The following is a 25703-nucleotide window of genomic DNA, read 5'->3' on the forward strand; positions in this document are numbered from 1 at the left end:
CAGACGGCCTTGTGTTTTTAATAAGGATGGCTTAAGGCATCAATGGTGCATTGGTCAGGCCGATGGTTTCGGGCAGGCCGAACATGATGTTCATATTCTGCACGGCTTGACCGGCTGCGCCTTTAACCAAGTTGTCGATGACGGAAAGCACAATCCACACATTGTCTTGATCAGGCGCTTTTTGAACGCTGATACGGCAAAGGTTGGCGCCGCGCACGCTGCGGGTTTCGGGTGTCGAACCTGAAGGCAGGATATCGACAAAGGGGCTGTCGCGGTAGTATTCACGCAGCAAGGCTTCAGGATCGGTGTGTTCTTGCAGGTGCAGATACAGGGTGGCGTGCATACCGCGTATCATCGGAATAAGGTGTGGCACGAAAATCAGGCCGTCTGAAACCTGGTCTTGCAGTCCGGACAGGGTTTGTCGGATTTCAGGCAGATGGCGGTGGCCACCGACGCCGTAGGCTTTGAAGTTGTCGCCTGCTTCGCACAATAGGGCATGGGTGCTGGCTTTGCGGCCTGCGCCGGAAACACCGGATTTACAGTCGGCAATCAGCGGCGCATTGGTTTTCAGACGGCCTGCTTGAAGCAGCGGCAATAAGGGCAGGGAAACGCAGGTGGGGTAGCAGCCCGGATTGGCCACCAGCATGGCTTTGACGATGTCGTCTTTGTGAAGTTCGCACAAACCGTACACTGCTTGGGAAACGAGTTGCGGCGCGGCATGGGTCATTTTGTACCATTGTTCCCATGTGGGGATGTCGCGGATGCGGAAGTCGGCAGACAGGTCGATCACGCGTACGCCTTTTTCGACAAGGGCTGGCGCTTCTTTCATGGCCACGCCGTTGGGTGTGGCGAAGAATACGAGGTCGCAGCGGTCAAGCCCGGCCTCTTCGGGCGTTTGGAATGCAAGGTTGTAAATGCCGCGTAGGCTGGGGAAGTAGTCCGCTACTTCAATACCGGCTTCGCTTCGGCTGGTAACGGCGGTAACTTCTGCGTTGGGGTGGCTGCTGAGCAGGCGCAACAATTCGACGCCTGTGTATCCGGTTGCACCGACAATACCGATTTTAATTTTTGTGGTCATGGTGTGGCTCCTTTGTAGGGATGACGATGCGTTTGATTATATAGTAATTGATTGCCGTCGGTCAGCGGTGCTTGTGCCAAGCTTTGCAAGGGACGGTTAAACAGGCCGTCTGAAATATGGAATGAATAATATTCGAGAGCGGGTTTCAGACGGCCTGGGTGTTGGGAAAACGCAGCTTGCGGTTTGATTTGTCTGTTGATTTGTGGTGGGTGTTTCGTCTTTATCCTATCCATACGAACACAAAATAAAAATGTAAAAAAATGCCCCCGGGTTGGAGGACCGGAGGCAAGTATCCAAGGAGTAGCTCTCATCAATAAGAACTAGTTACTTGGTACTATATCCCTTGTTAGGATGGAAAGCAAGCGTTTTGCACATTTTAACGTTTAAATAATTTTTTCATTCAAATTCAGCGAACTATCAAACAGGGCTTGAATCTTGGGTTGGTGGCTGATGCCGATGACCAAAGTGTCGGGCAAATGGTGCTTGAGGGTCTGCATCAACATCAGGGCGGATTCGTCATCAAGCTGGTTGGTGGCTTCGTCGAGGAACAGGATTTGCGGTTTGTGCAGCAGTGCGCGTGCGAGGCTGAGGCGTTGCTGTTCGCCGCCGGAGAGGATGCCGTGCCATTCGTATGAAGTGTCCAAATCGTTCATCAACGTGTGCAGCCTACCCGTGGGGCTGTTTAGGCCGACTTGTTCCAAAACGGTTTGAATCAAATGGTCGTCTTGGCAGGCCGCATAGGGATAGCTGACGGTTTGACGCAGGGTATCGGTAGGCAGGTAAGGGCGCTGCGGGAAAAACAGGCGGCTGCCTTCGAGTGAAAAACTGCCTTGATAATACGGCCATAAACCGGCCAGCACGCGCAACAGCGTGGATTTGCCGATGCCGCTTTTGCCTTCGAGCAATAGCCATTCAGGGGTATGGGCTTCAAGGCTGATGCCGGAGAGCAGGGGGGTGCCGGTTTGGGTGTGGACGGTAAGGTTGTGCAGGACGGCTTTGCCGCGATGTTGCGGCAAATCTGCTTGGTGTGGTTGAAGGACGGGGCTTTTGTGTTCTGCTTGTTCCAAGGCCGTCTGAAAACCGGAAAGCCGCTCGATGACTGCTGCCCATTCAATCAGGCGGCGGTAGGAGTCGGTAAACCAGCCGAAGCTGTCTTGGACGCGGGCAAACGATGTGCGCGTCTGCATCATGTCGCCGAAGGTCATGGTTTTGGCGAGGTACATGGGCAGGGTGGCGAGGATGGGGATGAAGATGCTGATGCGCACATAGGTCGCCCAGAAGGTTTCTTGGCGAAATTCGCAGTTGGTCAATCGCCGCCAGTTGTCGCGGATGCGGAGGTAACGTTGTTTCAGACGGCCTGTTTCCGCTTCGCCGCCGTTGTAGAAGGCGATTTGTTCGGCATGGTCGCGCACGCGCAGGAGGGCGGCGCGGTAGTCGGCTTCGCGGTGTTGGCGGTCGATATTGAGGTTTTTCAGTTTGCGGCCGACGAGGTGGGCGATGACGGTGCTGAAGATGGAATAAATCAGGGCAACCCAGACGAGGTAGCCGTAAACGGTAATGCTGTATCCGCCGATGTTGAAGGTCTGCACGCCGGAGAGCGTCCACAGTACGGCGACGAACGCGCTGAATTTGGCAACATTATTGATGAAGGAGCGAAAGAGGCTGATGCTTTTGTCGGCGAGGAGGTAGATGTCTTCGGCGATACGTTGGTCGGGGTTGTCCGGTTCGCCTGTCAGGCGCAGGCGGTAGTGTTTGTGGCCTTCGAGCCAGTTTGTTTGGAATTGCTCGGTCAGGTGGGTACGCCAGCGGAAGATGAGGCGTTTTTGCAGCCAGTCGCCGCAAACGATGCAGCCGATGATCATCGCCATGTAGCCAAGGTATTCGACGATAAGCGCGGGCATGGACGCGCCGTCAAATGCGGCCAGTGCGTCGTAGAAACGTTTGTCCCACGCGGCGATCCAAACGCTGATGGTGATGGAGCAAAGGGTGAAGCCGATGAGGACGGCGAGCATCAGCCATTGGAGGCGGCCGTGCGCCCCCGACCAGAAAGGACGGGCGAGGTAAAAGAATTTTCTGAGTGTTTTCATAATGTTTGCGAATGCGTGCGAATAGCCGTCTGAAAGTGAAATTGTACTTTCAGACGGCCTTTTTATCAGCAATAGTTGGTTTATGCTTTTAAAAAATGAGTGGTCAACCCGTGCTTGTTATGCTGCTATTTACATTTTCCACTTCAGGCTGAACACGGCGTTGCGCGGTTCGCCGTAGAAGCTGCCGCTGTTGGCGGCCCGGCCGTATTGGTTTTCGTAGTAGCGTTTGTCGGTCAGGTTGTTGACCGCCAGCCCCAGTTGCAAGTTTTTGCTCGGGCGGTATTGGACGTTGGTATTCCAAATGGTGTAGCCGCCTTGCTTGATGGAGCCGTAGGAATTGGCGGTTTTGCTGCTGCTCTTCAAGCCAAGACCGACTGTCCATTTGCCGTTATCTACCGGCAGGACATAGCTGGTGTAGAGGCGGAACATATGCTTCGGCGTATGGCTGCTGAAGTTGTAGCCTTTTAGGCGCGATTCAACATTGTTACCGACGCTGTTGCGGTTGGTGCTGCGGTTGAAGGTGTAGCCTGCGTAAACTTGCCAACGGTCGGTCAGACTGCCGGAGATTTCGGCGTCCAAGCCGCGGCTGCTTTGATTGAGCGGTTCCCAATAGGGATGCGGTTTGGCATTGACACGTTGGTTGTTGTTGTCTTTGTCGGTACGGTAGAGGGCGACGGAAGTATTCAGACGGCCTTCGTTCCATTCGCCTTTCCAGCCGAGTTCGTAGTTGCGTCCCATAATCGGCGGCAGCAGGTTGTCGTTGTAGTCGCGGTTCATTGTTTGTTTGAAGATGGACGTATAGGCGGCGTAAATACTTTGTTTAGGCGTGATGTCGTAAGTGATGCCGGCATAAGGAACGAAGCGGTTGCGTTTGAGCGAGTCTGATGAACCTGCTGCCCCGTCTTTGAGGTCGCGATCCCAATAGTAGTCGCGTTTCCAGCTGGTATAGCGTCCGCCTGCGATGATGTGCAGTTTGTCGGTGGGATTGATGCGCGCGCCCAAACCGAAAGCATGGGTAGTATAACGGCCGTCGCCGCCACGGGCTTTGGCTGCGGCAGAATCCCAATCGGGTTTGGCTTTTTCGCTGCCGTTGAAGGCATCTGCGTTATAGGTACTGCTGTCATCAAACCAGCGGTTGCTTGAGTTCACGTTCTCTTTGGAATAGCTGTGCATGAAGAAGAGGTCGTGATTTTGGCCGAAAGCGAAGATGCGGCCGGTCAGGTTGTTTTGGAAAGTGAACTGGCGGTTGCCTGCATCGTAACGGTCGAAGCTGTATGTGGTTCCCAGGCCGTCTGTACCGATGCCGTTACCCGTGCCGCCCAGCGTGTAATATTCTTTTGAACTGGTGTTCTTGCGCCAGTCTAGTTTGCTGCTCAGTTTCCAGTTGTCGTTGAAATAATGTTCTAATTCGACGAAAAGATTGTATTTTTTCAGGCGGGCTTCGTTCCAATCCGCACCCAAATAGCGGCTGCGTTTCCACTCTTTGCCGTCTGCACGCATCGGCAGGCCGTCCGGATCGGGCGTTTCGGTTTGGTTGAGGTAGCTTGCGCCCCAAGTAAGTTTGCTGTTGTCGCCGATGTCTTTGTCCATCACGCCATACAGAAGGACGTCACGGCCGCCGGATTGGTCTTTGAAGGTTTTGTTGCTGCCTACCGAGCCGACAAAGCGTCCACGCAGGCCGTGTTCTTGGCTTAAGGTGCCGGATGCATCAAAGGTACTGTTTACTTTGCCCCATGAGTTTGCCATCAAATCGGCGGAAAGTTGGCGTTTTGCAGTTGGTTTTTTACGGACGGCGTTTACCGTGCCGCCGGGTTCGTTGTTTGCCTGTGTCAAACCTGCCGCACCGCGCACCACTTCAATGTGGTCGTACATTGCCATATCGGTTGCACTGGTCGGGTCGCCGGCCGGGCCGCCCAAGCCGAATCCGCCGGGAGAGCCGAGTTGCGTGGCAATGCCGTCCTCTTCAAACTGTTCGATAAAATAGCCGCGCGACATGAAATGCGTGCGTCCGCCGCTTTTGAAAACATTGATGCCCGTAGCGTTTTGCAACGCACCTTCTAAGTCGGTGATGCCTTGGTCTTCAATTTGTTTTTTGGTAATGACGCTGACGGATTGGGGGATCTCCCGCGGAGAGAGCACCAGCCCTGTGGTTGAGCGCAGGGCGGATACGGTGTAGCTGTTTTGACTTTCAGTACGCAGGCTTTTGTTTTTACCTACTACGGTAACTTGTTCCACTTCAGCCTGTTGTACTTCTTCGGCAGCTTGTGCGGCTTGGGGCAGTGCGGCAAGGCAGAGGGCAAGTGTGCTCAGTTTGAATAGTTTCTCAGAATGGTGCATTGGGAGGGATCCTTGATAAAGAAAGGTCTGTTTGTTTTTAAATATTGGCGGCAATATCTGTTTAAATTGAGCCGTTGTTTTTGATAAGCCGTTTTGTTTTAAAAATTAAATATAAGTCCCCGAATCATTTTATTTGATTCAATTTCGATTTTGCCAAACCATCGGGTCAAAAAAAGGTTGCCGCCGGAAAGGGAGCCGTTGGCAACGAATGGAGGTGGTAATGCAATGAAAACTAGATACAAAGGTTAGTATCAAACTAGACATAAATAACTATATCGAAACGGTGAAAAAAATCAACAGAAAGTTATCTGTTGCTTGCAAAGTTTTTCAAACAGCTTGTCCCAAATCAAATTTTTGAGTAATTGCTTGGTTTGTTGATGTAAATATTGGTATTGGCAGCTCGAGCTGAATTTGTTTCCAGGCCGTCTGAAAATTGCCGGGGTTGTTCGGCTATAATGCTGTTTTGGTTTTTTTAAGGCCTTTGCAAAAATACGGTTTGTGTTGTTTTAAGCTGAATGTGTACCGGATTTGTTTGCAAAGGTTTTGGGGCATGAGGAGAAAGAGATGAAGAAAGTTTTGGTGTTGCAACATGGGGATTTGGGCGCGTGCGACTGGTCGGCGTTTGGCGGTTTGGTGTCTGCGCCATCAGGGAAGTCGGTGTTGCGTGTGCCGGTTTCGGATGATTTTGAACTGACGGACGGGATGCGTGCGGCGTTGATTGCGCAGCAGATAGATGGCGCGGTGTTGCCGGATGTGGCTTTTGCCGATTTGGGGCTGATTGTCAGCGATATGGATTCGACGCTGATTACGATTGAGTGTGTGGATGAGATTGCGGCTGGTGTCGGACTGAAGGATGAGGTGGCCAAGATTACGGAGCAGTCGATGCGCGGCGAGTTGGACTTTGAGCAGTCTTTGCGCAAGCGTGTGGCTTTGCTGGCCGGCTTGGACGAGCGCGTGTTGGAAGAGGTGTACGAGAATGTGTTGCAGTTGTCGCCGGGCGCGGAATTTTTATTAGAAGCGTGTAAACGGAATGATGTGAAGTTTATGCTGGTGTCGGGCGGATTTACGTTTTTTACGGAACGCCTGCAACGGCGTTTGGGCTTGGATTTCCATTTTGCGAATGTGTTGGAAGTGGAAAACGGCAAGCTGACAGGCCGTCTGAAAGGGCGGATTATCGATGCGCAGGCTAAGGCGGATTTGTTGCGCGAATACCGTGAGCGTCTGGGTTTGGCTCCGTGGCAGGTGGTGGCGATGGGCGATGGTGCGAATGATATTCCGATGATATTGGAAGCGGGATTCGGCATTGCTTATCGGGCGAAACCGAAAACTGAAGCGAATGCGGATGCGTGTGTGCGCTTTGGTGGTTTGGAGCGGATACGCGGTTGGTTTGCGTAAACTGTTTGAGGATGTTTGTCAGTCAGGCCGTCTGAATAATCGGGAAACCGGTTTTCAGACGGCCTGATGTTTTATAAGGCGATAAAACGGTAGCCTTCGGCATCGACTTCGAGAATGGAGGCGTAATTGTCGCGCCAGTCGCCGAGTACGATGCGGGTGTAATCGGCGTTGCGATGGATGTTTTCGCGGTGGGTATGGCCGTGAATGAGCAGGGGCGTGTGGAAGCGTTGGATGGTTTCGTGGGTAAAGGTTGGATTAACGTCCATGATGTCGGCGGTTTTGTGTTGTTTGTCCTGTTTGCTCTGCCTGCGGATTTTGGCAGCGATGTTCAGCCGGAGTGTGAGCGGCAAAAGCAGGAACAGGCGTTGCAGCCATTTTTGATGGACGGTACGGCGGAATTTTTGATAAGAATGATCGTCGGTGCAGAGGGTGTCGCCGTGACAGAGCAGGGTGGGCGTGCCGAATAGGTCGATCACGGCGTACTCTGGCAGTAAGATCATGCCGGTATCGCGGGCGAAGGTTTTGCCGATGAGGAAGTCGCGGTTGCCATGGATAAAATAGCAGGCGACGCCGCGCTTGGTCAGGCTGCGGATGGTTTGCTTGATGGTTTGCACCAAAGGGCTGTTTTCGTCATCGCCGATCCAAAAATCGAAAAGGTCGCCGAGGATGTACACGGCTTGGGCATGGACGGCTTTTTCTTGGATAAATTTTTGGAAGAGAGCGGTCAGTTGGGGATGGGATTCGCTCAGGTGCAAATCGGCGATGAAGTAAATCGGCATGATGATGTGGGGCGTATGGGAAGGGTTTTATTATAACTTGGGTTGTCGCGTTTGGATTTGGGCTTGGTGTTTTTCGTTTGTAATGCGGTGATTTTGTTGTTTTGATTGGGTGTGATAAAGGCCGTCTGAAACATCTTTTCAGACGGCCTTTATGGTTTATTGGGCTTTGCCCTGATAGGTAATTTTTTTCAGCGTTTCTTCTTGGTACAGGTCGGTAATGGGGACACTATAGAAGAATTCGTTGCTGCGGACAAAGCGGTTGACCAAGTCTTTGTCGATGTGGAGGACGTGGTGCCGCAGTTTGTTTAGGCCTTTGAATATCATGGTGCTCCAGCGCATATAGCCGTCTGAATTGGGGCGGATGTCGTTCATGGCGTCAAGGGCAAGGAGTTTGCGGTTTTGCTCTTCTTTATCCAAAGGATGGGAATAAATGCTTTGGAAGTAAAACGGTTGCTCGGCAAGCGGCGGCAGGCTGAGGGAAGAGCCTACTTTGCCGATTGGGAAGTCGTCGCTCAGATAATGGATGGTGTGCAAAAACAGATTACCGCGGCGGTAATTGATTTTGCGCAGGGCTTCGATGGCGGCCAGCGTTGTGTGTTGGTGGTCGGGATGCGTGTCAATATTGGGGGAAGGCGACACGATAATGTCCGGCTGGAATGTTTCTATCAGATAGCCGAGATTGTCCACCAAGCTGTTCCAGGTTGAGCCGGGCTTGAGTTGTTGCGCCAATGGGGAGGTATTGGCATGGCGGAAAATATCGATGTCGGCCGTATCGATTTTGGTCGATTTAATCTCTTTTTCCGGATTTTGGCGCATGGCGGTCAATGTGCTGTCGAAGTAGCCCAGTTGCAGGATATTTTCAGACGGCACGCCAGCTAAAAGGGGGACGGTCAGGCTGTTCCAAACGCGCATCCGGCCTTTTTGCAGATATTGGGCCTGAGTGTCGCAGTCGCATTGGCCGTAAAGGTTACCATAGTGGAAGCTGCCGCCTTCGCTGGCGGTTAAGGTGCAGATCATTGAATTGGCGGCGTGTTTTTCATACAAACCGTATGCGCTGAGTTCGGCATCGTCGGCATGGGGCGCAAGGACAAGGATTTTTTTGCCGTCGAGGTTTTCACGCGGATAAACGGAAAGTTCGATTTCTTGATCGGCCAAAGTCAGGTATCTACCTTCCAAACGGACGGTTTTGTCGCTGTCGGAGAAGGTGTCGCTCAGATTGATATAGCGCACGCCTTTTGCGCCGTATTCGAAATATTGCTTCCATTTGCCTTTGGATGAAATGGTTTCGACAAAAGGCAAGAACAATAGTCCCATCCAGTTGGACTTGATACGGATTTTGGCAATGACGGTATCCCGTCCGCTGACAGTGGCGGGCAAGGTCAGGCTGCCGCCTTTGAGGGTTGCATGCGCGGTAGAGGGGAGGGAGGGATAGTTATAGTCTTGGTGTGTGTTATAGGCAAACTGTTTTTTATGAATAATTGAAGTAATAATAAACAACAAAACAAAAAAAGTCAGTATCAGCCCCGTCAGTATCAGAAACATTGTTGGGTTCCTTTATTGTTATAACAGTCATGATAGTGCTTGTGGAGCTTATTTGTTTGTTTTTCTTACAAACGGTTGTTTTTTATACTCTAACGTCATTAAAGTGAACGTTTAAAATAAAACAGTTTATAAGTTGATTATATATAAACGACTAAAATACAGAAAGGCCGTCTGAAAAATTTGAAAGAAATTTCAAATTTTTCAGACGGCCTTGATATTTTAAAGGTTAAGCCGATAAATTATGCTTCTTTTGTTTCAACTGCTTTCTGACGCAGACGCAGGCTCAATTCACGCAGCTGTTTGTCATCGACCACATTAGGTGCATTGGTCAGCAGACATTGTGCACGTTGTGTTTTCGGGAAGGCAATCACGTCGCGGATGGACTCGGCACCGGTCATCAGGGTAACCAGACGGTCGAGGCCGAATGCAAGGCCGCCGTGAGGAGGCGCACCGAATTTCAAGTTATCCAAGAGGAAGCCGAATTTCTCTTGTTGCTCTTCAGGGCTGATTTTCAGCGCGGCAAACACTTTCTCTTGTACGTCTGCGCGGTGGATACGGATAGAGCCGCCGCCGATTTCCCAGCCGTTCAATACCATATCGTAGGCACGGGCCAGGCAGTTTGCCGGGTCGGAAACCATCAGGTCTTCATGACCTTCTTTAGGCGCGGTAAACGGATGGTGTACGGCAACGTAGCGGTCGGCTTCTTCGTCGTATTCGAACATTGGGAAATCGACAACCCACAAAGGTTTCCATTCGTCTACGAAGTAGCCGTTGTCTTTGCCGTGTTCCAAGCCGACTTTGATACGCAGCGCGCCGATGGCTTCGTTCACGACTTTGGCTTTGTCTGCGCCGAAGAAGATGATGTCGCCGTTTTGCGCGCCGGTACGCGCAATGATTTCTTTCAGGGCGTTTTCAGACAGGAATTTCACGATTGGAGATTGCAGGCCGCTGTCTTCGCCGTTGGAGAGGTTGCTCACATCGTTTACTTTGATGTAGGCCAGGCCTTTCGCGCCGTAGATGCCGACAAATTTGGTGTATTCGTCGATTTCTTTGCGGCTGAATTTTGCGCCGTTCGGCACGCGCAGTGCAACCACGCGGCCGCCTTTCATGTCGGCTGCGCCACGGAAAACTTTGAATTCTTCCGTTTTCATCAGGTCGGTCAACTCGGTAAATTTCAAGTTGATGCGCATGTCCGGTTTGTCAGAGCCGTAGTAGAACATGGCTTCAGAATAAGGCATGCGTGGGAAGTCGCCCAAATCCACGCCCAATGCGTCTTTGAAGACTTGTTTGGCCATGCCTTCGGTGATGTCCATGATTTCATCCTCGTTCAAGAACGAGGTTTCCAAGTCGATTTGAGTGAATTCAGGTTGACGGTCGGCACGCAAATCTTCGTCACGGAAACATTTGGTGATTTGGTAGTAACGGTCGAAACCGGCCACCATCAGCAATTGTTTGAATAATTGTGGAGATTGCGGCAGCGCGAAGAATTCGCCCGGATGAACGCGGCTCGGCACGAGGTAGTCGCGCGCGCCTTCCGGAGTGGAACGGGTCAGCATCGGGGTTTCGATGTCGATAAAGCCTTGCGCGTCCAGATAACGGCGAACGCCCATGGCGACTTGGTAACGCAGACGCAGGTTGCGTTGCATGGTAGGACGGCGCAAGTCGATAACGCGGTTGGTCAGACGCACGTTTTCGCTGATGTTTTCGTCGTCGATTTGGAACGGAGGCGTAGCGGCGGCGTTCAAGACTTCGATTTCTTTGGCGAGGATTTCGATTTTGCCGGAAATCATTTTGTCGTTGGTTGTACCTTCAGGACGGTTGCGTACGTGGCCGGTAATGCTCAAAACGTATTCGTTGCGGGAAGAGTCGGCAGCGGCAAATGCTTCGGGCGTATCAGGGTCAATCACGACTTGAACGATGCCTTCGCGGTCGCGCAGGTCGATAAAAATCACACCGCCGTGGTCGCGTCGGCGGTGTACCCAGCCTTTGACGGTAACGGTTTGGTCTAAGTATTGCTCGCTGATAAGGCCGCAATAGTTGGTACGCATAAAATCACCTTTTTATATTGTTCAATTTGAAAAGAAGGAAAGGCCGTCTGAAAAAAGAAGACCTTAATTGTTGTGTTCGGTATGACCGTCTTTAGACGGTTTTTGGGCGGGTAGGGCTTTAACCGGCAAGTCGTCCGGCATCACCATGCCCAGCGAAATCACATATTTCAATGCCTGATCCACGCTCATGTCCAGCTCGCGAACGTCGCTTTTTTTCACCATGATGTAATAGCCGCCGGTCGGGTTGGGCGTGGTTGGGACGTAAACGGAAATATAGTCGTCATCTTGCGGCAGGCTGCCTTTGAGTTTGGCGGGGATATGGCCGGAAACAAAGGCTATCGTCCAAATGCCCGGTTGCGGAAAGGGAACCAGTACGGGGGTTTTGAACGAGCGGCTGCTGTCGGAGAGCAGGGATTCGGAAACTTTTTTAACGCTGGAGTAGATGGATTTGACGACGGGGATACGTCCTAAAAGGCTGTCCCATGCGCCGAGAATCCGTCTGCCCAATACGTTGGCGGCAAATACGCCGGTAACGAACAAGACGACTGTGGCGGCGACGATGCCCAAGCCGGGAATGTTGAACCCCCAGAAATGCTGGGGCTGCCAGCTTTCCGGTAATAGGTTGATCAGTCTGTCGGCGGCGGAGATGATATAGCTCATCGCCCAGATGGTTACGGCAATCGGTAACCAAACCAGCACGCCTGTAATCAGGTATTTCTTTAAAGCCTTGGCGATTTTTCCGCTTTCGGCTGCGGCTTCTGTCATCTTTGTTTCATTCCGGCAAGTTTTGCCCAAACTTTGCATTATACGCGTTTGGACGCTAGGAAACGAGTATTTTAAACGAATGGCTTGTTTTGTCTTATTGTTTCAGACGGCCGCCTTGATTGCAAAGGCCGTCTGAAACAATATGGGGTCATTTAGATGCCGTCCCAGTCGTTGAACATCAGGCCGAAGCCGATGCCGTTTTGTTTGTGGTTGTAGTCAATCAGGCTTTCGCCGTAGCCGTGGAAGCCGCGGACAACGCCTTTGAGTTTGCCTTTGATGGGGAAAGTATAGGCCGCTTCAACGGCGCCGCGTCCGCTTTTCGGATTGTAACGCAGGACGGAATAAACATTTTGTTTGTCATTGAAGCGGTATTGGACTTTCAAGTCGCCGTAACCCATGTATTTGTTGATGTCCGGATTGTCGTCATCGTCTCCTTTTTGGTCGAAGGCGCGCATCCAAACCCTAGGGATGACGGTCAGCTTGCCCCATTCCATGCCGGCCATGGCGTAAACCCGGTTCCATGAGCGTGATTCGGGGCGGCTTTGACCATTGGACTCGTGAACAAAACCTGCGCCGACCATGCGCAGTTTGCCGCCGAAAGGCAGGTCTGCTTTAACGGGTTGGGTAATGAAGATTTCGGGTTCGTAGTCGGTATTGCGGAACGGAGCGGATTTGCGGCCTTGGTTGAAGATTTGCCAGTCGGATTTTTGGGTGTAGCCAAACCATACATCGGCACGGGTTTTGAATAAATCTTCGGCAATCTTGCTTTTGAAGGAAACCTGCATTTTGGTTTCGAGGCGTTTTTGTTCGCTGAATTTTTCCTGCGTGGTTACGCCGCGGCTGGGGGATTCCGGGTAATAGTTGGGGCTGCTGTTGTACCAAACAGGCATGAGGTACATAGGATTATGCTCGCGTACGCTCAATAGGCCGCGTGTGTCGTTTTTATCTAAATCGTACATCAGGCTTAGAGGTGTGTAGCTGTCGGCAGTTTCACTTAATACGTCGTCTGAAATATTCGGGTGGGTAGGATTGTCGAATACAATGGCCGCTTCTTTTTTCTCAATGCTCTTGCGCACGCTTTTTTCGAGGTCGACCGGTGTTTTGGCCGTTTCGGTTTGCGCTTGCGGCAGTGGGGATTGAGGGGGGAGTTGCGCCGAGTAGATGTTGTCGTAACACGCCAAACGGGTGGCGTTGTCTTGAATGGTGGTGCAGTGTAGGGCGGTATCGGCGGCGGCCAGCGGGGCGGCGGCAATGAATCCGATACTTAGGGAATGTTTCAACATCTTGTTCATGAGAGTTTCCGTTGTTTTTCAGACGGCCTGATGAGGGGGTAAATAGGTTTATTTAGTCGGTTTGGGTTGTGAATACGGCAATGCCCCTGAAAGGCAGGACCTCAGGGGCATCGTATCAGCTCGATTCATCCTGTTTTGATTGTCAGGATTTCCGGCATCTGCGTCAGTATTAAGCCAAAGCTTTTACTTTTGCAGACAGACGGCTTTTGTGACGGGCTGCTTTGTTTTTGTGGAATACGCCTTTGTCAGCGATACGGTCGATGACTTTAACGGATTCTTGGTAAACTGCTTGAGCAGCAGCTTTGTCGCCGGCTTCAACTGCTTTCAACACTTTTTTCACAGCGGTACGGAATGCAGTACGCAGGCTGGCGTTGTGGGCGCGTTGTTTAACCGACTGGCGGGCACGTTTGCGGGCTTGTGCGCTGTTTGCCATATTGAATATCTCCTGAAAAATAAATTCTGTAAACGCGCAATTTTAAAGACAGATTTCCTTGTATGCAAGCTTTTTCTCTATAAACGCGCGCAAATTAGCCGTATTTTGCCCAAAAACGACAGCCGGTGCAACGCTTTTGGTAAAAAGATGGTGTTGCTTTGCCTTATTTCAATAAAAATCAGATGGATATTGCTTTGCGTTTGCTTACGTTTCCATTACAATAGCCTAACTCTGCGCCGGGGTGTTTATGGGGTGCAGGGTTTCTTATTTATTGACATTAACCACTCTTTCATCAGGAATCTGCCCGTATGAAAAAATCTGTATTAGCCGTATTGGCCGCATTGTCTTTGGCCGCGTGCGGCGGTGGCGAGAAAAAAGCCGAGCAACCTCAAGCAGGCAGCGCGCCTGCTGCCAATGCCGAAGCAGCCGCCACCGATACTTTGAATATCTACAACTGGTCAAACTACGTTGACGAAAGTACAGTCGAAGACTTCAAAAAAGCCAACAATTTGAAGCTGACTTACGATTTGTATGAAAACAACGAAACGCTGGAAGCCAAAATGCTGACCGGCAAATCTGGCTATGACTTGGTTGTGCCCGGTATTGCCTTCCTGCCGCGTCAAATTGAGGCGGGTGCATACCAAAAAATCAATAAGGACTTGATTCCGAACTACAAAAACATCGATCCTGAATTGCTGAAGATGTTGGAAACCGCCGACCCGGGCAATCAATACGCCGTTCCATACTTCTCAGGTGTGAATACGATTGCGATTACGGCGAAGGGCAAGGAGCTTTTGGGCGGAAAATTGCCTGAAAACGGCTGGGATTTGCTGTTCAAACCTGAATACACCAACAAGCTGAAATCTTGCGGCATTGCTTTGTGGGATACACCGAGCGAAATGTTCCCAATCTTGTTGAACTACTTGGGTAAAGATCCTAAAGGCTCGAATCCTGAAGATTTGAAAGCGGCGGCGGAAGTGTTGAAGTCTATCCGTCCTGATGTAAAACGTTTCAGCCCTTCCATTATTGACGAACTGGCGCGCGGCGACATCTGCTTGGCGGCAGGTAACGGCGGCGACTTGAACTTGGCCAAAGCGCGTTCCGAAGAAGTGAAAAACAACGTCGGCATCGAAGTGTTGACGCCGAAAGGCATGGGCTTCTGGATTGAATCTTGGTTGATTCCGGCCGATGCGAAAAACATCGCCAATGCCCACAAATACATCAACTACACGCTTGATCCCGAAGTGGCTGCAAAAAACGGTATCGCCGTAACCTTCGCGCCGGCCAGCAAACCTGCACGCGAAAAAATGCCTGCCGAGCTGGTGAACACTCGTTCTATTTTCCCGAACGAGCAAGATATGAAAGACGGTTTCGTCATGCCTCAAATGAGCTCAGATGCGAAAAAACTGTCTGTCAACTTGTGGCAAAAAATCAAAGTCGGTTCAAACGTTCGGTAATGTGGACGGGCGGATTTGTCTGCACCATCGGGCTGTTTGTAGCCGCTGTCTGACAGCGGGGTCGTCATGAAAATGAGCGCAGCGAATTTCGCCAAAACGAGCGACGTAAGTTTTGGCAACACCGTTTCAGACGACCTAGAAGTCAGCTTTCAAATATAAGGAGTTCGACCATGAAAGCAAAATGCCTGTGCGGCGACGTATCTTTAGAAGTGGAACACGACAAACACGTCCACGCCTGCCATTGCGGAATGTGCCGCACTTGGGGCAGCGGCGCGACGTTTTCGCTGATTGCCGCCAAGCCGCCGAAAATCGACGGCGGTGAAAACATCTCCCGCTACCATTCGTCCGAATGGGCGGAACGCGCGTTCTGCAAAAACTGCGGTACACACCTTTTCTACCATTTCCTGCCGAACGACAGCTATTTCGTCTTCGCCGGACTGTTTGCCGACAACGCCGATTTCAAATTGGAAGAACAGATTTACATCGATGCCAAAGCCCCGTATTACGAACTGGCAAACGACACGCCCAAGCTGACTGAAAAAGAGTTTTTGGCACAATTCGGCGGCGAATAAAGTGTTGTGAGCAAAAACCTTCCGAAAACTGGATACGGTTCAACTTACTGCCTAGAGCTGCCCTGCTATGAAACACAAAGGACATTAATATGAAAAAATCTTCCATTATCTTGATTTCATCATTCTTTCTAACTGCTTGTGATTTGGGCTTTCCAAGGATGTCTGTCAATTATGATCACCTGCCTAAAGGAGAAATCAAAGAATATATTACTAAAATATTTCCCAATAAACCGGAGAAAGAAGAGTTGGGAAAAATGGTTTCGTCCCATTTAAACGGCGACAATAGCCCTGAAAATATCCAAAATGTAGTTTCAAATATGGGTATGACTTGTGTGGCAGGAAAAGAGTTTTGCGAATATAACGGGTATATTCGGTCAAGAGCTACAGGAGGGCATTCCGGAAGCGGTCGTGCAAAACATATTTACCGCATCATTGTCTCTCCTAAAAAGGGGTTGGATTCTTTGAATGTTGAAAAACAAATCGTAGAAGATACTGAAAAAGGAAATTGAAAATGGCAGATACCGGAAACTATAAAATCGTTAAATCACAACTTCCGCTAATTGGTGGCACGGCAGGACATAATTTTATTGTCGTATTGGACCCGAATAACCGTCCGATACACGAATTAAACGGGCTAGCAACTTCACAAGACGGAGAAATTAAACCAATAGGTTATTTACCTTCTGACAGATTACGTGTCTACAATGAACAAGAAGCTAAAATGAGGTTTTATCATCCCTCTCAAAACCAAGAAATAGTTTTCGAGGGAAGCTACGAAGAAGTCATGCATAAATTCAATTTAGGGTATGAAATAGGCCAGGAAATTAATAGACGCAATCCCTCATACCCTATATTGGGCTTGGGACGGAACAGCAATTCGGTTGCTTCTACCTTGTTAAGGGGCATGAATTTAAAAGACCCTGATTTGGGAATGGCCCTTACGCCTGGAGAAAATTCTTTGTTAATCCCTGAAGAAGAATTGAAACGTATCCGTCAAAATTGGGAACAACAACATAAACCCTTAAATTCTTCTCAAGAGAAACCCCAATCCAAATACGAAGAAACTATGGCTATGCTGCAAGGACTATTGAATGATACCGACGGTTCGTATGCAAAAAAACTTTTGGCTGATAATCCTGACAAAGTTGCCAGCTTCAACGAAAGAGTCCAACAGGCTTCAGAAGAAGAGCGGCAACAGCAGTTTGTTGCTCAAGAAAACCAAAATATTCAACAAGAACAACAACGAGGCTTCTCCCGTTCTGTCTGAAGCAAACATTGCCCTGACTAATGCAGCTTGAAGAGGCCGTCTGAAAAACGGTTTTCAGGCGGCCTTAATACCTGTTTCATAATCAGTTACTTTCACAAATAATTGGAGAATCACCATTTAATATTGAGCTGATTGTTTGAAGCAAAGCAAAGGCCGTCTGAAATTTTTCAGACGGCCTTTTTTGATGTCCCAATTTTTATCGTTTCAAAGCCAAAGTCAATACGCCTGCGGTTACCAAGCCTAAGCCTACCCACTCCTGCGTGCTTGGCCGTTCGTCTAAGAAAACGACGGCCATCAGGGCGACTAAGACCAGGCTGAATTTGTCGACGGGTGCGACTTGTGAGGCATTGCCCAGTTGCAGGGCTTTGAAGTAGGCAAGCCAAGATGCGCCGGTAGCGAGGCCGGATAGGATGAGGAATGTCCAGTTGCGGCCGGTAAAGCCGTTCACGCCCTGCCATTTGCCGGTGTAGGTTAAAAACAATACTAAAGCGGCGAGGATGACCAAGGTGCGGATAAAGGTGGCGAAATCCGAATCTATGCCCTGTAAACCCATTTTGGCGAAAATGGCGGTCAATGAGGCGAAGCCTGCCGATGCCAATGCCCAAAACAGCCATGCGTTGCTGCTCATATTTTATTCCTTTGTTTTAAATTGTTGACAATATGAATCCGCTTGTTGATGAAATATCGAAATTTTCACTGCGGTTTGTCTTTGGAAAACGTTATAATAGAACTAATATTCTTTTTCTTCCAGCCGTCTTTATTGTATTGTTTCAGACGGCCTTTCCCTCTCTCAATAAAGGAAAATCATGAGCTTCAAAACCGATGCTGAAATTGCCCAGTCTTCCACCATGCGCCCGATTGGTGAAATTGCCGCCAAGCTGGGTTTGAACGTTGACAACATCGAGCCCTATGGTCATTACAAAGCCAAAATCAATCCTGCCGAAGCATTCAAGCTGCCGCAAAAACAAGGTCGTCTGATTTTGGTTACCGCCATTAATCCAACTCCTGCGGGTGAGGGTAAAACCACCGTGACCATCGGTTTGGCGGATGCATTGCGCCATATCGGTAAAGATTCTGTTATCGCCCTGCGCGAGCCTTCTTTGGGTCCGGTATTTGGTGTTAAAGGCGGCGCGGCGGGCGGCGGCTATGCCCAAGTTTTGCCGATGGAAGACATCAACCTGCACTTTACCGGCGACTTCCACGCCATCGGCGCGGCGAATAACTTACTCGCCGCCATGCTCGACAACCATATCTACCAAGGCAATGAGTTGAACATCGATCCGAAACGCGTGCTGTGGCGTCGCGTGGTCGATATGAACGACCGTCAGTTGCGCAACATCATCGACGGCATGGGCAAACCTGTTGACGGCGTGATGCGTCCTGACGGTTTTGACATTACCGTTGCGTCCGAAGTGATGGCGGTATTCTGTCTTGCTAAAGACATCAGCGATTTGAAAGAGCGTTTGGGCAACATCCTTGTCGCCTATGCCAAAGACGGCAGCCCCGTTTATGCTAAAGATTTGAAAGCGAATGGCGCGATGGCGGCATTGCTTAAAGATGCGATTAAGCCTAACTTGGTGCAAACCATCGAAGGCACTCCGGCATTTGTACACGGCGGTCCGTTCGCCAACATCGCCCACGGCTGTAACTCTGTAACGGCCACCCGTTTGGCGAAACACCTTGCCGATTATGCCGTAACCGAAGCAGGCTTCGGCGCGGATTTGGGCGCGGAAAAATTCTGCGACATCAAATGCCGTCTGGCGGATTTGAAACCTGATGCGGCTGTTGTCGTGGCCACTGTCCGCGCTTTGAAATACAACGGCGGCGTGGAGCGTGCCAACCTTGGCGAAGAAAACCTTGATGCTTTGGCAAAAGGCCTGCCTAATCTGCTGAAACACATTTCCAACCTGAAAAACGTATTCGGCCTGCCTGTGGTGGTTGCCATCAACCGCTTTGTGTCCGACTCAGATGCCGAGTTGGCCATGATTGAAAAAGCCTGCGCGGAACACGGCGTTGAAGTTTCCCTGACTGAAGTATGGGGCAAAGGCGGCGCGGGTGGTGCAGACTTGGCGCACAAAGTCGTTAACGCCATCGAAAATCAACCGAACAACTTCAATTTTTCCTACGATGTTGAGTTGAGCATTAAAGACAAAATCCGTGCGATTGCCCAAAAAGTGTACGGCGCGGAAGATGTTGATTTCAGCGCGGAAGCGTCTGCTGAAATCGCTTCACTGGAAAAACTGGGCTTGGACAAAATGCCGATCTGCATGGCGAAAACCCAATATTCTTTGAGCGACAACGCCAAACTGTTGGGCTGCCCCGAAGGCTTCCGCATTACCGTGCGCGGTATTACTGTTTCCGCTGGCGCAGGTTTTATCGTTGCGTTGTGCGGCAATATGATGAAAATGCCGGGTCTGCCGAAAGTTCCGGCCGCCGAGAAAATCGATGTGGACGCAGACGGCGTGATTCACGGCTTGTTCTGATTTAGATTGATCTTGAAATAGACAAAGGCCGTCTGAAACTTAGGTTTCAGACGGCCTTTTATAATTTAAGTGAATTTTAACTGACTTTTTAAGAAATTGAAGAACTTGTCTATCATGTCGAACATGGTATTGCGGTCTTCGCCAAACAATGAAATGCTGCGGTCTTTGCTGATTCTGTCATAAGCGGCAAAAATGGTTTTCAGCTCTTCAGTGGTCAAGCGCAGTTGCTTTTCGTACAAGATGCGGCTTAAGAGCGTTACTTCCGTCGCGTTCAAATCAGGGAAGAGATGACTGATCCACAACTCCATGGTGTATTGGACGGATCTGTTGATTTTGTCTCTTTTTTTGCTTTCTTGAGTTTGGTGTATCCTGTAAAACAACAAAGGTTCGGGCAGATTGGCAAAGGTTTTGCCATGTAGGGCGCATTGCACCCACATATGGAAATCGGGCGCGGTTTCCGTCGCGGTGTAGTTTATCCCGAGGTTTTTAATGCTGTCGTGCCGCCACATGGTGGTGGGGTTGAACATATTTTGAGCGGCCCTAGAAAAAAAGGCTTTAATGTCTTTGTCGAGCAGGGGCAGATCGCTTAAAACGGGTTCTCTTCCGGTTTGGTCGTCGAAAAAGATGGTGGCTTGGCTGCCGACAATATCGATTTCGGGATGGCTGTCTAAAAACTGAATTTGTTTTTCAAAACGATCCAGAGTGCAAATATCGTCCGCGTCCATCCGCGCCACGTATTCAACCTCTACATCTTTGAGCATATCCATGGCAAATTGGCAGACAAACGGTTCGCCCCTGTTTTCCGGGAGGTGGAAAACCTGCAAACGTGAATCTCTGGCTGCGTAAGCTTCGAGGATTTCGCCGGTTTTGTCTGTTGAGGCATCGTTGACGGCGATGACGAAAAAGTCGCGGAATGTTTGATTCAACACCGAATCCAAGCATTCGGGCAAATAAGTTTCGGCACAATAGGCCGGCAAAATAACGGCGAGTTTCATGTTTGCTTTCGATGTGTTTTGATGTGTAGTTGGCGGAAGATTTTACTATAAATTTCCCCAAAGCTAAGGCCGTCTGAAACCTTATTTTCAAGTTTTCAGACGGCCTTAGTGTGAATCCAATGTACAGATTATTTGATGATTTGGTTCAATTCGCCTTTGGCGTATTTGGTTGCCATTTTTTCCAAAGAAATCGGTTTGATTTTGTCGGCTTGGCCTTCGCAACCGAATGCGAGGTAGCGGTCGAGACAGATTTGTTTCATGGCTTCGACGGTTTTGCTCAGGTATTTGCGCGGGTCGAATTCGGACGGATTTTCTGCCATGAAGCGGCGGATGGCGCCGGTAGAGGCGAGGCGCAAGTCGGTGTCGATGTTGACTTTGCGCACGCCGTGTTTGATGCCTTCGACGATTTCTTCAACCGGTACGCCGTAGGTTTCACCGATTTTGCCGCCGTATTCGTTGATGACTTTCAGCCATTCTTGCGGAACGGAGCTGGAGCCGTGCATCACGATGTGGGTGTTGGGCAGGGCTTGGTGGATTTCTTTGATGCGGTCGATACGCAATACGTCGCCTGTGGGTGGACGGGTGAATTTGTATGCACCGTGGCTGGTGCCGACGGCAATCGCCAGTGCGTCAACGCCGGTATCTTTAACGAAACGTACGGCATCTTCGACGCTGGTCAGCATTTGGTCGTGGGAAAGTTTGCCCACTGCGCCGACGCCGTCTTCTTCGCCGGCTTCGCCGGTTTCGAGGTTGCCCAATACACCGATTTCGCCTTCAACGGACACGCCGCAGGCGTGGGAGAAGTTAACCACGGTACGGGTGGCGTTGACGTTGTATTCGTAGGTGGACGGAGTTTTGCCGTCTTCGAGCAGCGAGCCGTCCATCATGACGGAGGAGAAACCCAGTTGGATGGAGCGTTGGCATACATCAGGAGATGCGCCGTGGTCTTGGTGCATCACGACGGGGATGTGTGGGAATTCTTCGACTGCGGCCAAAATCAGATGGCGTAGGAATGGGGCACCTGCGTATTTGCGTGCGCCTGCGGATGCTTGAACGATAACGGGGGCGTTGACTTGGTCGGCCGCCTCCATAATGGCGCGCATTTGTTCGAGGTTGTTAACGTTGAATGCGGGCAGACCGTAGCTGTTTTCGGCGGCATGGTCCAACAGTTGGCGCATGGATACGAGTGCCATGAGAAGCTCCTGAAGTAGTGAAGGGTAAATTTATCCGATAAATTATAATGTTTTTTGCCATGAAAAACTACAAGCCGCTACATTGTTTTTATATATTAACGAACAGGGTCTCGGTTTATAATGGTAGAGTATTGAAAACGGGTGTGCAAAATGGATAGGATTTCGGTGGCCGAATGTGATAAGCCTTTGTTTCAGACGGCCTTGACGGTGCAGGTGGGCGATGTGAACTATGGCGGCCATTTGGCGAACGATGCAGTGTTGCGTTTGTGCCATGAAGTGCGGATGCGTTGGCTGGCGACGCTGGGTTGGAGTGAAATGGATGCCGGTGGGGCTGGCCTGATTATGGCGGATGCGGCGGTGCAGTATTTGGCGCAAGGTCATCATGGCGATGAGCTGTCGGTGGAGATGGGTGCGGCAGGCGTGGCCGGTGTGGGTTTTTCTTTGCTGTACCGTATCCGCAGGATTTCAGACGGCCTTGTGTTGGCGAAAGTACAGACAGGCATGGTGTGTTTCGACTATGGCAAACAACGCGTCTGCCGTCTGCCTTTGGCCTTGAAGGCAGCATTGGAGGCCGTCTGAAATGGCGGAATCAAATCATTTTGCGCTTCATCTTGAGCGCTATCTGAAAACCTTGTCGCAACAAGGTAAGTCGCAGCATACCGTTTCCGCTTATCGGCGCGATTTGAGTGAATTGATGCGTCTGTTGCCCGATAATCTGAAAAACGGCCTGCCGATGCGCCGTGATTTTGTGGCGGCATTGAAAAAGCTGTCGCAAAAGGGGTTAAGCGAAAGCAGCTTGGCGCGGAAATTGTCGGCATGGCGGCAGTATTGCAGTTGGCTGGTGCAGATAGAAGTCATGGAAAGCGACCCGACGTTTAATATGAAAGCGCCGCGCCTGCCCGAACGCTTGCCTAAAGCACTACCGCAAGAACCTTTAAACCATATCCTTGACCATGCGCCTGTTGATGACGAATTGGACGTGCGCGATAAGGCCATGTTTGAATTGATGTATGGTAGCGGTTTGCGCCTGAGCGAGATACAAGGTTTGAATCTGGACGGTATCGTTTTGGACGAAGGCTGGGTCAGTGTGAAGGGTAAAGGCGGCAAGCAGCGGCAAGTGCCTTTGGTGGGCAAGAGCATTGCGGCATTGCGTGATTATTTGGCAGTGCGTATTGCCAAAGAGGGCGAGCAGGCCTTGTTTACTAATAAGAACGGCGGCAGGCTGGGGCAACGTCAAATTCAAAAACGCCTGCAGGCGTGGGCAGTGCGCGTGGGCAGCGCCAGCCATATCTCGCCGCACATGATGCGCCACAGCTATGCAACCCATCTTTTGCAGGCATCGGGCGATATCCGCGCCGTACAGGAATTGTTGGGTCACAGCAACCTTTCCGCTACGCAAGTTTATACAAAGCTGGACTTTGACCATTTGGCGCGCGTTTATGATGAGGCGCACCCAAGGGCGAAACGGAAAAAATGATTTTGTTTGAATCAGGCCGTCTGAAAGAATGTTTTCAGACGGCCTGATGTTTTATACAGATGATTTGAAACCATTTGAATTTTGATCGGTCTGATGAGGTTTCGATATTGGTTTAATGTGCGGATAGCATAAACGCCGGAAGAATAGGCTGTTTTGTCTTACCGTTTATCTTTTAAAACGACCTTTTGTTTGATAATATTAGTAATGAGAGCTAATATCATATTATGATATGCAGCCTTTAAAACAGCAGGTCTATAAACTTTCTCTATAAGCATTAATGCTTATTTTGACTGTAAAACGACTTGCAAACGGGAATTGTTGCTATTAACATAACGGAATTATGGATAAAAAACGAATTTTAACTCCAGCCGTCGTGACTTCCGTTGCGTTGATTCACGTCGGCTTGGTTGCACTTTTATGGCACGCGCACAAACCGCCTCCTGTCGAAATGGCGAATATTGAATTTGTCGATTTGGGCGATTTCGGCGGAGGCGACGGCAGCCCTGAGGGCGAAGGCGCGCCTGCTGCACCGGAGCCTACCCCCGAACAGCCGAAACCTAAACCCAAACCTAAGCCTGTCGAACCGCCCAAGCCTGTTATCAAACCTGTGGTAACGAAAAAAGAAAAAGCGGATATCGTACAGCAAAAGGAAAAACCGAAACCCATCGAGAAACCTAAGCCCGAGCCTAAGCCGGAACCCAAACCTGAGCCGAAGCCCGAGCCAAAACCTGAACCAAAACCAGAGCCGAAGGCAGAGCCTAAACCATCTCCTAAAGCATCTGAATACTCAGGCAACAAAACCGGGCCGAATACTGCTGAAAACGGTAAAGGCAACGGCGAAGGCAAAGCCTTGAACGGGGAAGGTAAAGGCAACGGTGGCGGTACGAAAGGTACTGGCAGCGGACGCGGCGAAGGCAGCGGCTCCGGCAGCGGCGGTGCGAAAGGCGAACATGGCTCCGGCACCGGCGGTGACGGAGGTGGCAGCGGTACAGGTGCCGGCAGCAGTAAAGGCAATCCTGCAAAAGGAACCTGCCATATTCCGAGACCCCCATATCCGACAATGTCAACTGAAAATGGCGAAGAGGGCTTGGTCGTGCTGAAAGTCTTGGTTGGTCCGGGCGGTAAAGTGGATTCAATTAGTGTGAATAAGTCAAGTGGTTATAGTCGTCTGGATAATGCGGCGCGTAAAGCCGTTAAAGATGGTAGCTGTCATGCAAGCGTTTGGACTGAATTTAAAGTACCTGTCAAATTCACGCTTGAATAAGTATCTAGGACTAAGCTGATTGATTGGAAAATATATGCTGTTGGGAAATATTTTTAAATGACCCAATAGAAATTTTAATTTTATTTTTAACTTGGAAAAATTATGGATTTAAGTTTAGTTTTCAAATCAGGTGATGTGGTACTGATTGGTGTATTTGTCCTGATGTTGTTGATGAGCGTGGTAACGTGGAGCGTTATCGTGATCCGCTGCATCAAATACCGCAAAGCGAAAAAAGGCAATGCACAGGTGAAAGAGCTGATGTTGAATGCGTTTACGCTGGCCGATGCCGTACAGAAAGCCAAAGCGGTAGAAGCACCGATGAGCCGCGTTGCCGATGAATCTCTGCGTGCATACCAAAACTACCGTCAAACAACAAGTAAATCGCTGATTGACGAGTTGCCTTTGAACGAATACTTGGTTGTTCATATCCGCAACAGCATGTCCCAAACCATGCGTCAGTTCGACTACGGTATGACTGCTTTGGCCTCCATCGGCGCAACCGCTCCGTTTATCGGCCTGCTGGGTACTGTTTGGGGTATTTACCATGCTCTGATCGGCATCAGCGAAAGCGGCCAAATGAGCATTGCTGCGGTAGCTGGTCCGATTGGTGAGGCTTTGGTATCGACTGCTGTCGGCTTGTTTGTAGCGATTCCGGCCGTATTGGCGTACAACTTCCTCAACCGCGGTACAAAAACCATCGCGCAAGATATGGACGCATTTGCACATGACCTGCATGTCCGCCTGCTGAACCAAAAGGATTAAACCATGGCTTTCGGATCAATGAATTCCGGCGATGATGCGCCGATGTCGGATATCAACGTTACACCTTTGGTGGACGTGATGCTGGTGTTGCTGATTGTATTTATGATTACCATGCCGGTGCTGACCCACTCGATTCCTTTGGAATTGCCGACTGCTTCGGAAAAAGCGGCAAAAGAGGATAAGCAGCAGCCTAAAGATCCTTTGCGTTTGAGCATTGATGCCAGTGGTGCTTATGTTGTTGGCGGTGATTCTGATGCCAAAGTGGATTTGGCAACGGTAACTGCCAAGCTGAAAGAAGCCAAAGCGAAAAACGAAGATGTGATTGTGGCGATTGCGGCGGATAAGGCGGTTGAATACGATTACGTCAACCAAGCCCTGCAAGCGGCGCGCGAAGCCGGTATCAGCAAAATCGGTTTTGTAACGGAAACCAAAGCGCAGTAATCTTTTGAATACAGTAAAGGCCGTCTGAAATTTGAG

24 protein-coding genes are annotated in these 25703 nt (G+C 50.2%); 11 read left to right on the forward strand and 13 right to left on the reverse strand.

The genetic code is table 11. The annotated features are described in order from the left end of the window. Window positions 1-31: 31 nt before the first annotated feature. From argC to HMPREF2661_RS10525, 4 genes are all read right to left on the reverse strand, one after another. Entirely contained in the window at window positions 32-1078 is a 1047-nt protein-coding gene (gene argC, locus HMPREF2661_RS10515; RefSeq protein ID WP_070823751.1) for an N-acetyl-gamma-glutamyl-phosphate reductase, read from the reverse strand. Beyond that, complete coding sequence (locus HMPREF2661_RS11530; RefSeq protein ID WP_141760002.1) at window positions 1075-1311, reverse strand: hypothetical protein; 237 nt, start codon at window positions 1309-1311, stop codon at window positions 1075-1077. The genes argC and HMPREF2661_RS11530 overlap by 4 nt, the downstream gene beginning before the upstream one ends. A gap of 150 nt (window positions 1312-1461) precedes the next feature. Continuing rightward, window positions 1462-3165 (reverse strand): ABC transporter ATP-binding protein/permease, encoded by a 1704-nt coding sequence (locus HMPREF2661_RS10520; protein WP_070823752.1) that lies wholly within the window; start codon window positions 3163-3165, stop codon window positions 1462-1464. Window positions 3166-3294: 129 nt separating this feature from the next. Beyond that, entirely contained in the window at window positions 3295-5502 is a 2208-nt protein-coding gene (locus HMPREF2661_RS10525; protein ID WP_070823753.1) for a TonB-dependent siderophore receptor, read from the reverse strand. A 564-nt stretch (window positions 5503-6066) separates the two neighbouring features. On the opposite strand from HMPREF2661_RS10525, the gene serB reads away from it, so the two are divergent. Further along, a complete protein-coding gene (serB, locus tag HMPREF2661_RS10530) occupies window positions 6067-6897 on the forward strand; it encodes a phosphoserine phosphatase SerB (protein ID WP_049321965.1) in 831 nt (276 codons plus the stop codon). Between the two features lie 71 nt (window positions 6898-6968). Here serB and lpxH read toward each other — a convergent pair whose 3' ends face one another. The 6 genes from lpxH to rpsT all read right to left on the reverse strand — a co-directional run bounded on the left by lpxH (window position 6969) and on the right by rpsT (window position 13756). Continuing rightward, on the reverse strand, window positions 6969-7676 hold the full coding sequence (lpxH, locus tag HMPREF2661_RS10535) for a UDP-2,3-diacylglucosamine diphosphatase (protein ID WP_049321966.1): 708 nt from the start codon (window positions 7674-7676) through the stop codon (window positions 6969-6971). 156 nt (window positions 7677-7832) lie between these two features. Continuing rightward, window positions 7833-9218, reverse strand: a complete 1386-nt coding sequence (locus HMPREF2661_RS10540; protein ID WP_049321967.1) for a PIG-L deacetylase family protein — start codon at window positions 9216-9218, stop codon at window positions 7833-7835. Window positions 9219-9457: 239 nt separating this feature from the next. Beyond that, window positions 9458-11266: an aspartate--tRNA ligase gene (aspS, locus tag HMPREF2661_RS10545; RefSeq protein WP_049321968.1), complete on the reverse strand. Its 1809-nt coding sequence runs from the start codon at window positions 11264-11266 to the stop codon at window positions 9458-9460. A gap of 63 nt (window positions 11267-11329) precedes the next feature. Beyond that, a complete protein-coding gene (locus HMPREF2661_RS10550) occupies window positions 11330-12031 on the reverse strand; it encodes a DUF502 domain-containing protein (RefSeq protein ID WP_003748391.1) in 702 nt (233 codons plus the stop codon). Window positions 12032-12183: 152 nt separating this feature from the next. Then, window positions 12184-13323 (reverse strand): phospholipase A, encoded by a 1140-nt coding sequence (locus HMPREF2661_RS10555; RefSeq protein WP_070823754.1) that lies wholly within the window; start codon window positions 13321-13323, stop codon window positions 12184-12186. Window positions 13324-13492: 169 nt separating this feature from the next. Further along, window positions 13493-13756, reverse strand: coding sequence for a 30S ribosomal protein S20 (gene rpsT / locus HMPREF2661_RS10560; protein ID WP_002212556.1), 264 nt, complete (start codon window positions 13754-13756; stop codon window positions 13493-13495). 308 nt (window positions 13757-14064) lie between these two features. On the opposite strand from rpsT, the gene HMPREF2661_RS10565 reads away from it, so the two are divergent. From HMPREF2661_RS10565 to HMPREF2661_RS11535, 4 genes are all read left to right on the forward strand, one after another. Further along, window positions 14065-15213 (forward strand): extracellular solute-binding protein, encoded by a 1149-nt coding sequence (locus tag HMPREF2661_RS10565; RefSeq protein ID WP_070823755.1) that lies wholly within the window; start codon window positions 14065-14067, stop codon window positions 15211-15213. 170 nt (window positions 15214-15383) lie between these two features. Beyond that, the gene (locus HMPREF2661_RS10570) at window positions 15384-15785 is read left to right on the forward strand and encodes a GFA family protein (RefSeq protein ID WP_019271357.1); all 402 of its coding nucleotides are present in this window, start codon (window positions 15384-15386) and stop codon (window positions 15783-15785) included. 89 nt (window positions 15786-15874) lie between these two features. Continuing rightward, window positions 15875-16294 carry a hypothetical protein gene (locus HMPREF2661_RS10575; protein ID WP_070823756.1) on the forward strand — a complete coding sequence of 140 codons (420 nt, stop codon included), beginning with the start codon at window positions 15875-15877 and terminating at the stop codon, window positions 16292-16294. A 2-nt stretch (window positions 16295-16296) separates the two neighbouring features. Further along, entirely contained in the window at window positions 16297-17052 is a 756-nt protein-coding gene (locus HMPREF2661_RS11535; protein WP_107831965.1) for a hypothetical protein, read from the forward strand. Window positions 17053-17248: 196 nt separating this feature from the next. Here HMPREF2661_RS11535 and HMPREF2661_RS10585 read toward each other — a convergent pair whose 3' ends face one another. Further along, a complete protein-coding gene (locus HMPREF2661_RS10585; RefSeq protein WP_063076147.1) occupies window positions 17249-17680 on the reverse strand; it encodes an EamA family transporter in 432 nt (143 codons plus the stop codon). 178 nt (window positions 17681-17858) lie between these two features. On the opposite strand from HMPREF2661_RS10585, the gene HMPREF2661_RS10590 reads away from it, so the two are divergent. Then, window positions 17859-19535, forward strand: coding sequence for a formate--tetrahydrofolate ligase (locus tag HMPREF2661_RS10590; protein ID WP_070823757.1), 1677 nt, complete (start codon window positions 17859-17861; stop codon window positions 19533-19535). A 65-nt stretch (window positions 19536-19600) separates the two neighbouring features. Here HMPREF2661_RS10590 and HMPREF2661_RS10595 read toward each other — a convergent pair whose 3' ends face one another. After that, window positions 19601-20530, reverse strand: a complete 930-nt coding sequence (locus HMPREF2661_RS10595; protein WP_070823758.1) for a glycosyltransferase family 2 protein — start codon at window positions 20528-20530, stop codon at window positions 19601-19603. Between the two features lie 128 nt (window positions 20531-20658). Then, on the reverse strand, window positions 20659-21723 hold the full coding sequence (gene fba, locus HMPREF2661_RS10600; protein WP_003748401.1) for a class II fructose-bisphosphate aldolase: 1065 nt from the start codon (window positions 21721-21723) through the stop codon (window positions 20659-20661). Between the two features lie 150 nt (window positions 21724-21873). Between fba and HMPREF2661_RS10605 the strand changes: the two genes are divergently transcribed. The 5 genes from HMPREF2661_RS10605 (at window position 21874) to HMPREF2661_RS10625 (ending at window position 25667) form a co-directional block, all read left to right on the forward strand. Beyond that, entirely contained in the window at window positions 21874-22302 is a 429-nt protein-coding gene (locus tag HMPREF2661_RS10605) for an acyl-CoA thioesterase (protein ID WP_070823759.1), read from the forward strand. Between the two features lies 1 nt (window position 22303). After that, a complete protein-coding gene (locus HMPREF2661_RS10610) occupies window positions 22304-23200 on the forward strand; it encodes a tyrosine recombinase XerC (protein WP_070823760.1) in 897 nt (298 codons plus the stop codon). A gap of 340 nt (window positions 23201-23540) precedes the next feature. Continuing rightward, window positions 23541-24464: an energy transducer TonB gene (locus tag HMPREF2661_RS10615; protein WP_070823761.1), complete on the forward strand. Its 924-nt coding sequence runs from the start codon at window positions 23541-23543 to the stop codon at window positions 24462-24464. A 102-nt stretch (window positions 24465-24566) separates the two neighbouring features. Next, window positions 24567-25226 (forward strand): MotA/TolQ/ExbB proton channel family protein, encoded by a 660-nt coding sequence (locus HMPREF2661_RS10620; protein ID WP_049348756.1) that lies wholly within the window; start codon window positions 24567-24569, stop codon window positions 25224-25226. Window positions 25227-25229: 3 nt separating this feature from the next. Continuing rightward, on the forward strand, window positions 25230-25667 hold the full coding sequence (locus HMPREF2661_RS10625; RefSeq protein WP_003748410.1) for an ExbD/TolR family protein: 438 nt from the start codon (window positions 25230-25232) through the stop codon (window positions 25665-25667). The last annotated feature ends 36 nt before the right edge of the window (window positions 25668-25703 follow it).

The organism is Neisseria sp. HMSC061B04, assembly GCF_001836705.1.
In the GTDB taxonomy this organism is placed as follows: Bacteria; Pseudomonadota; Gammaproteobacteria; order Burkholderiales; family Neisseriaceae; genus Neisseria.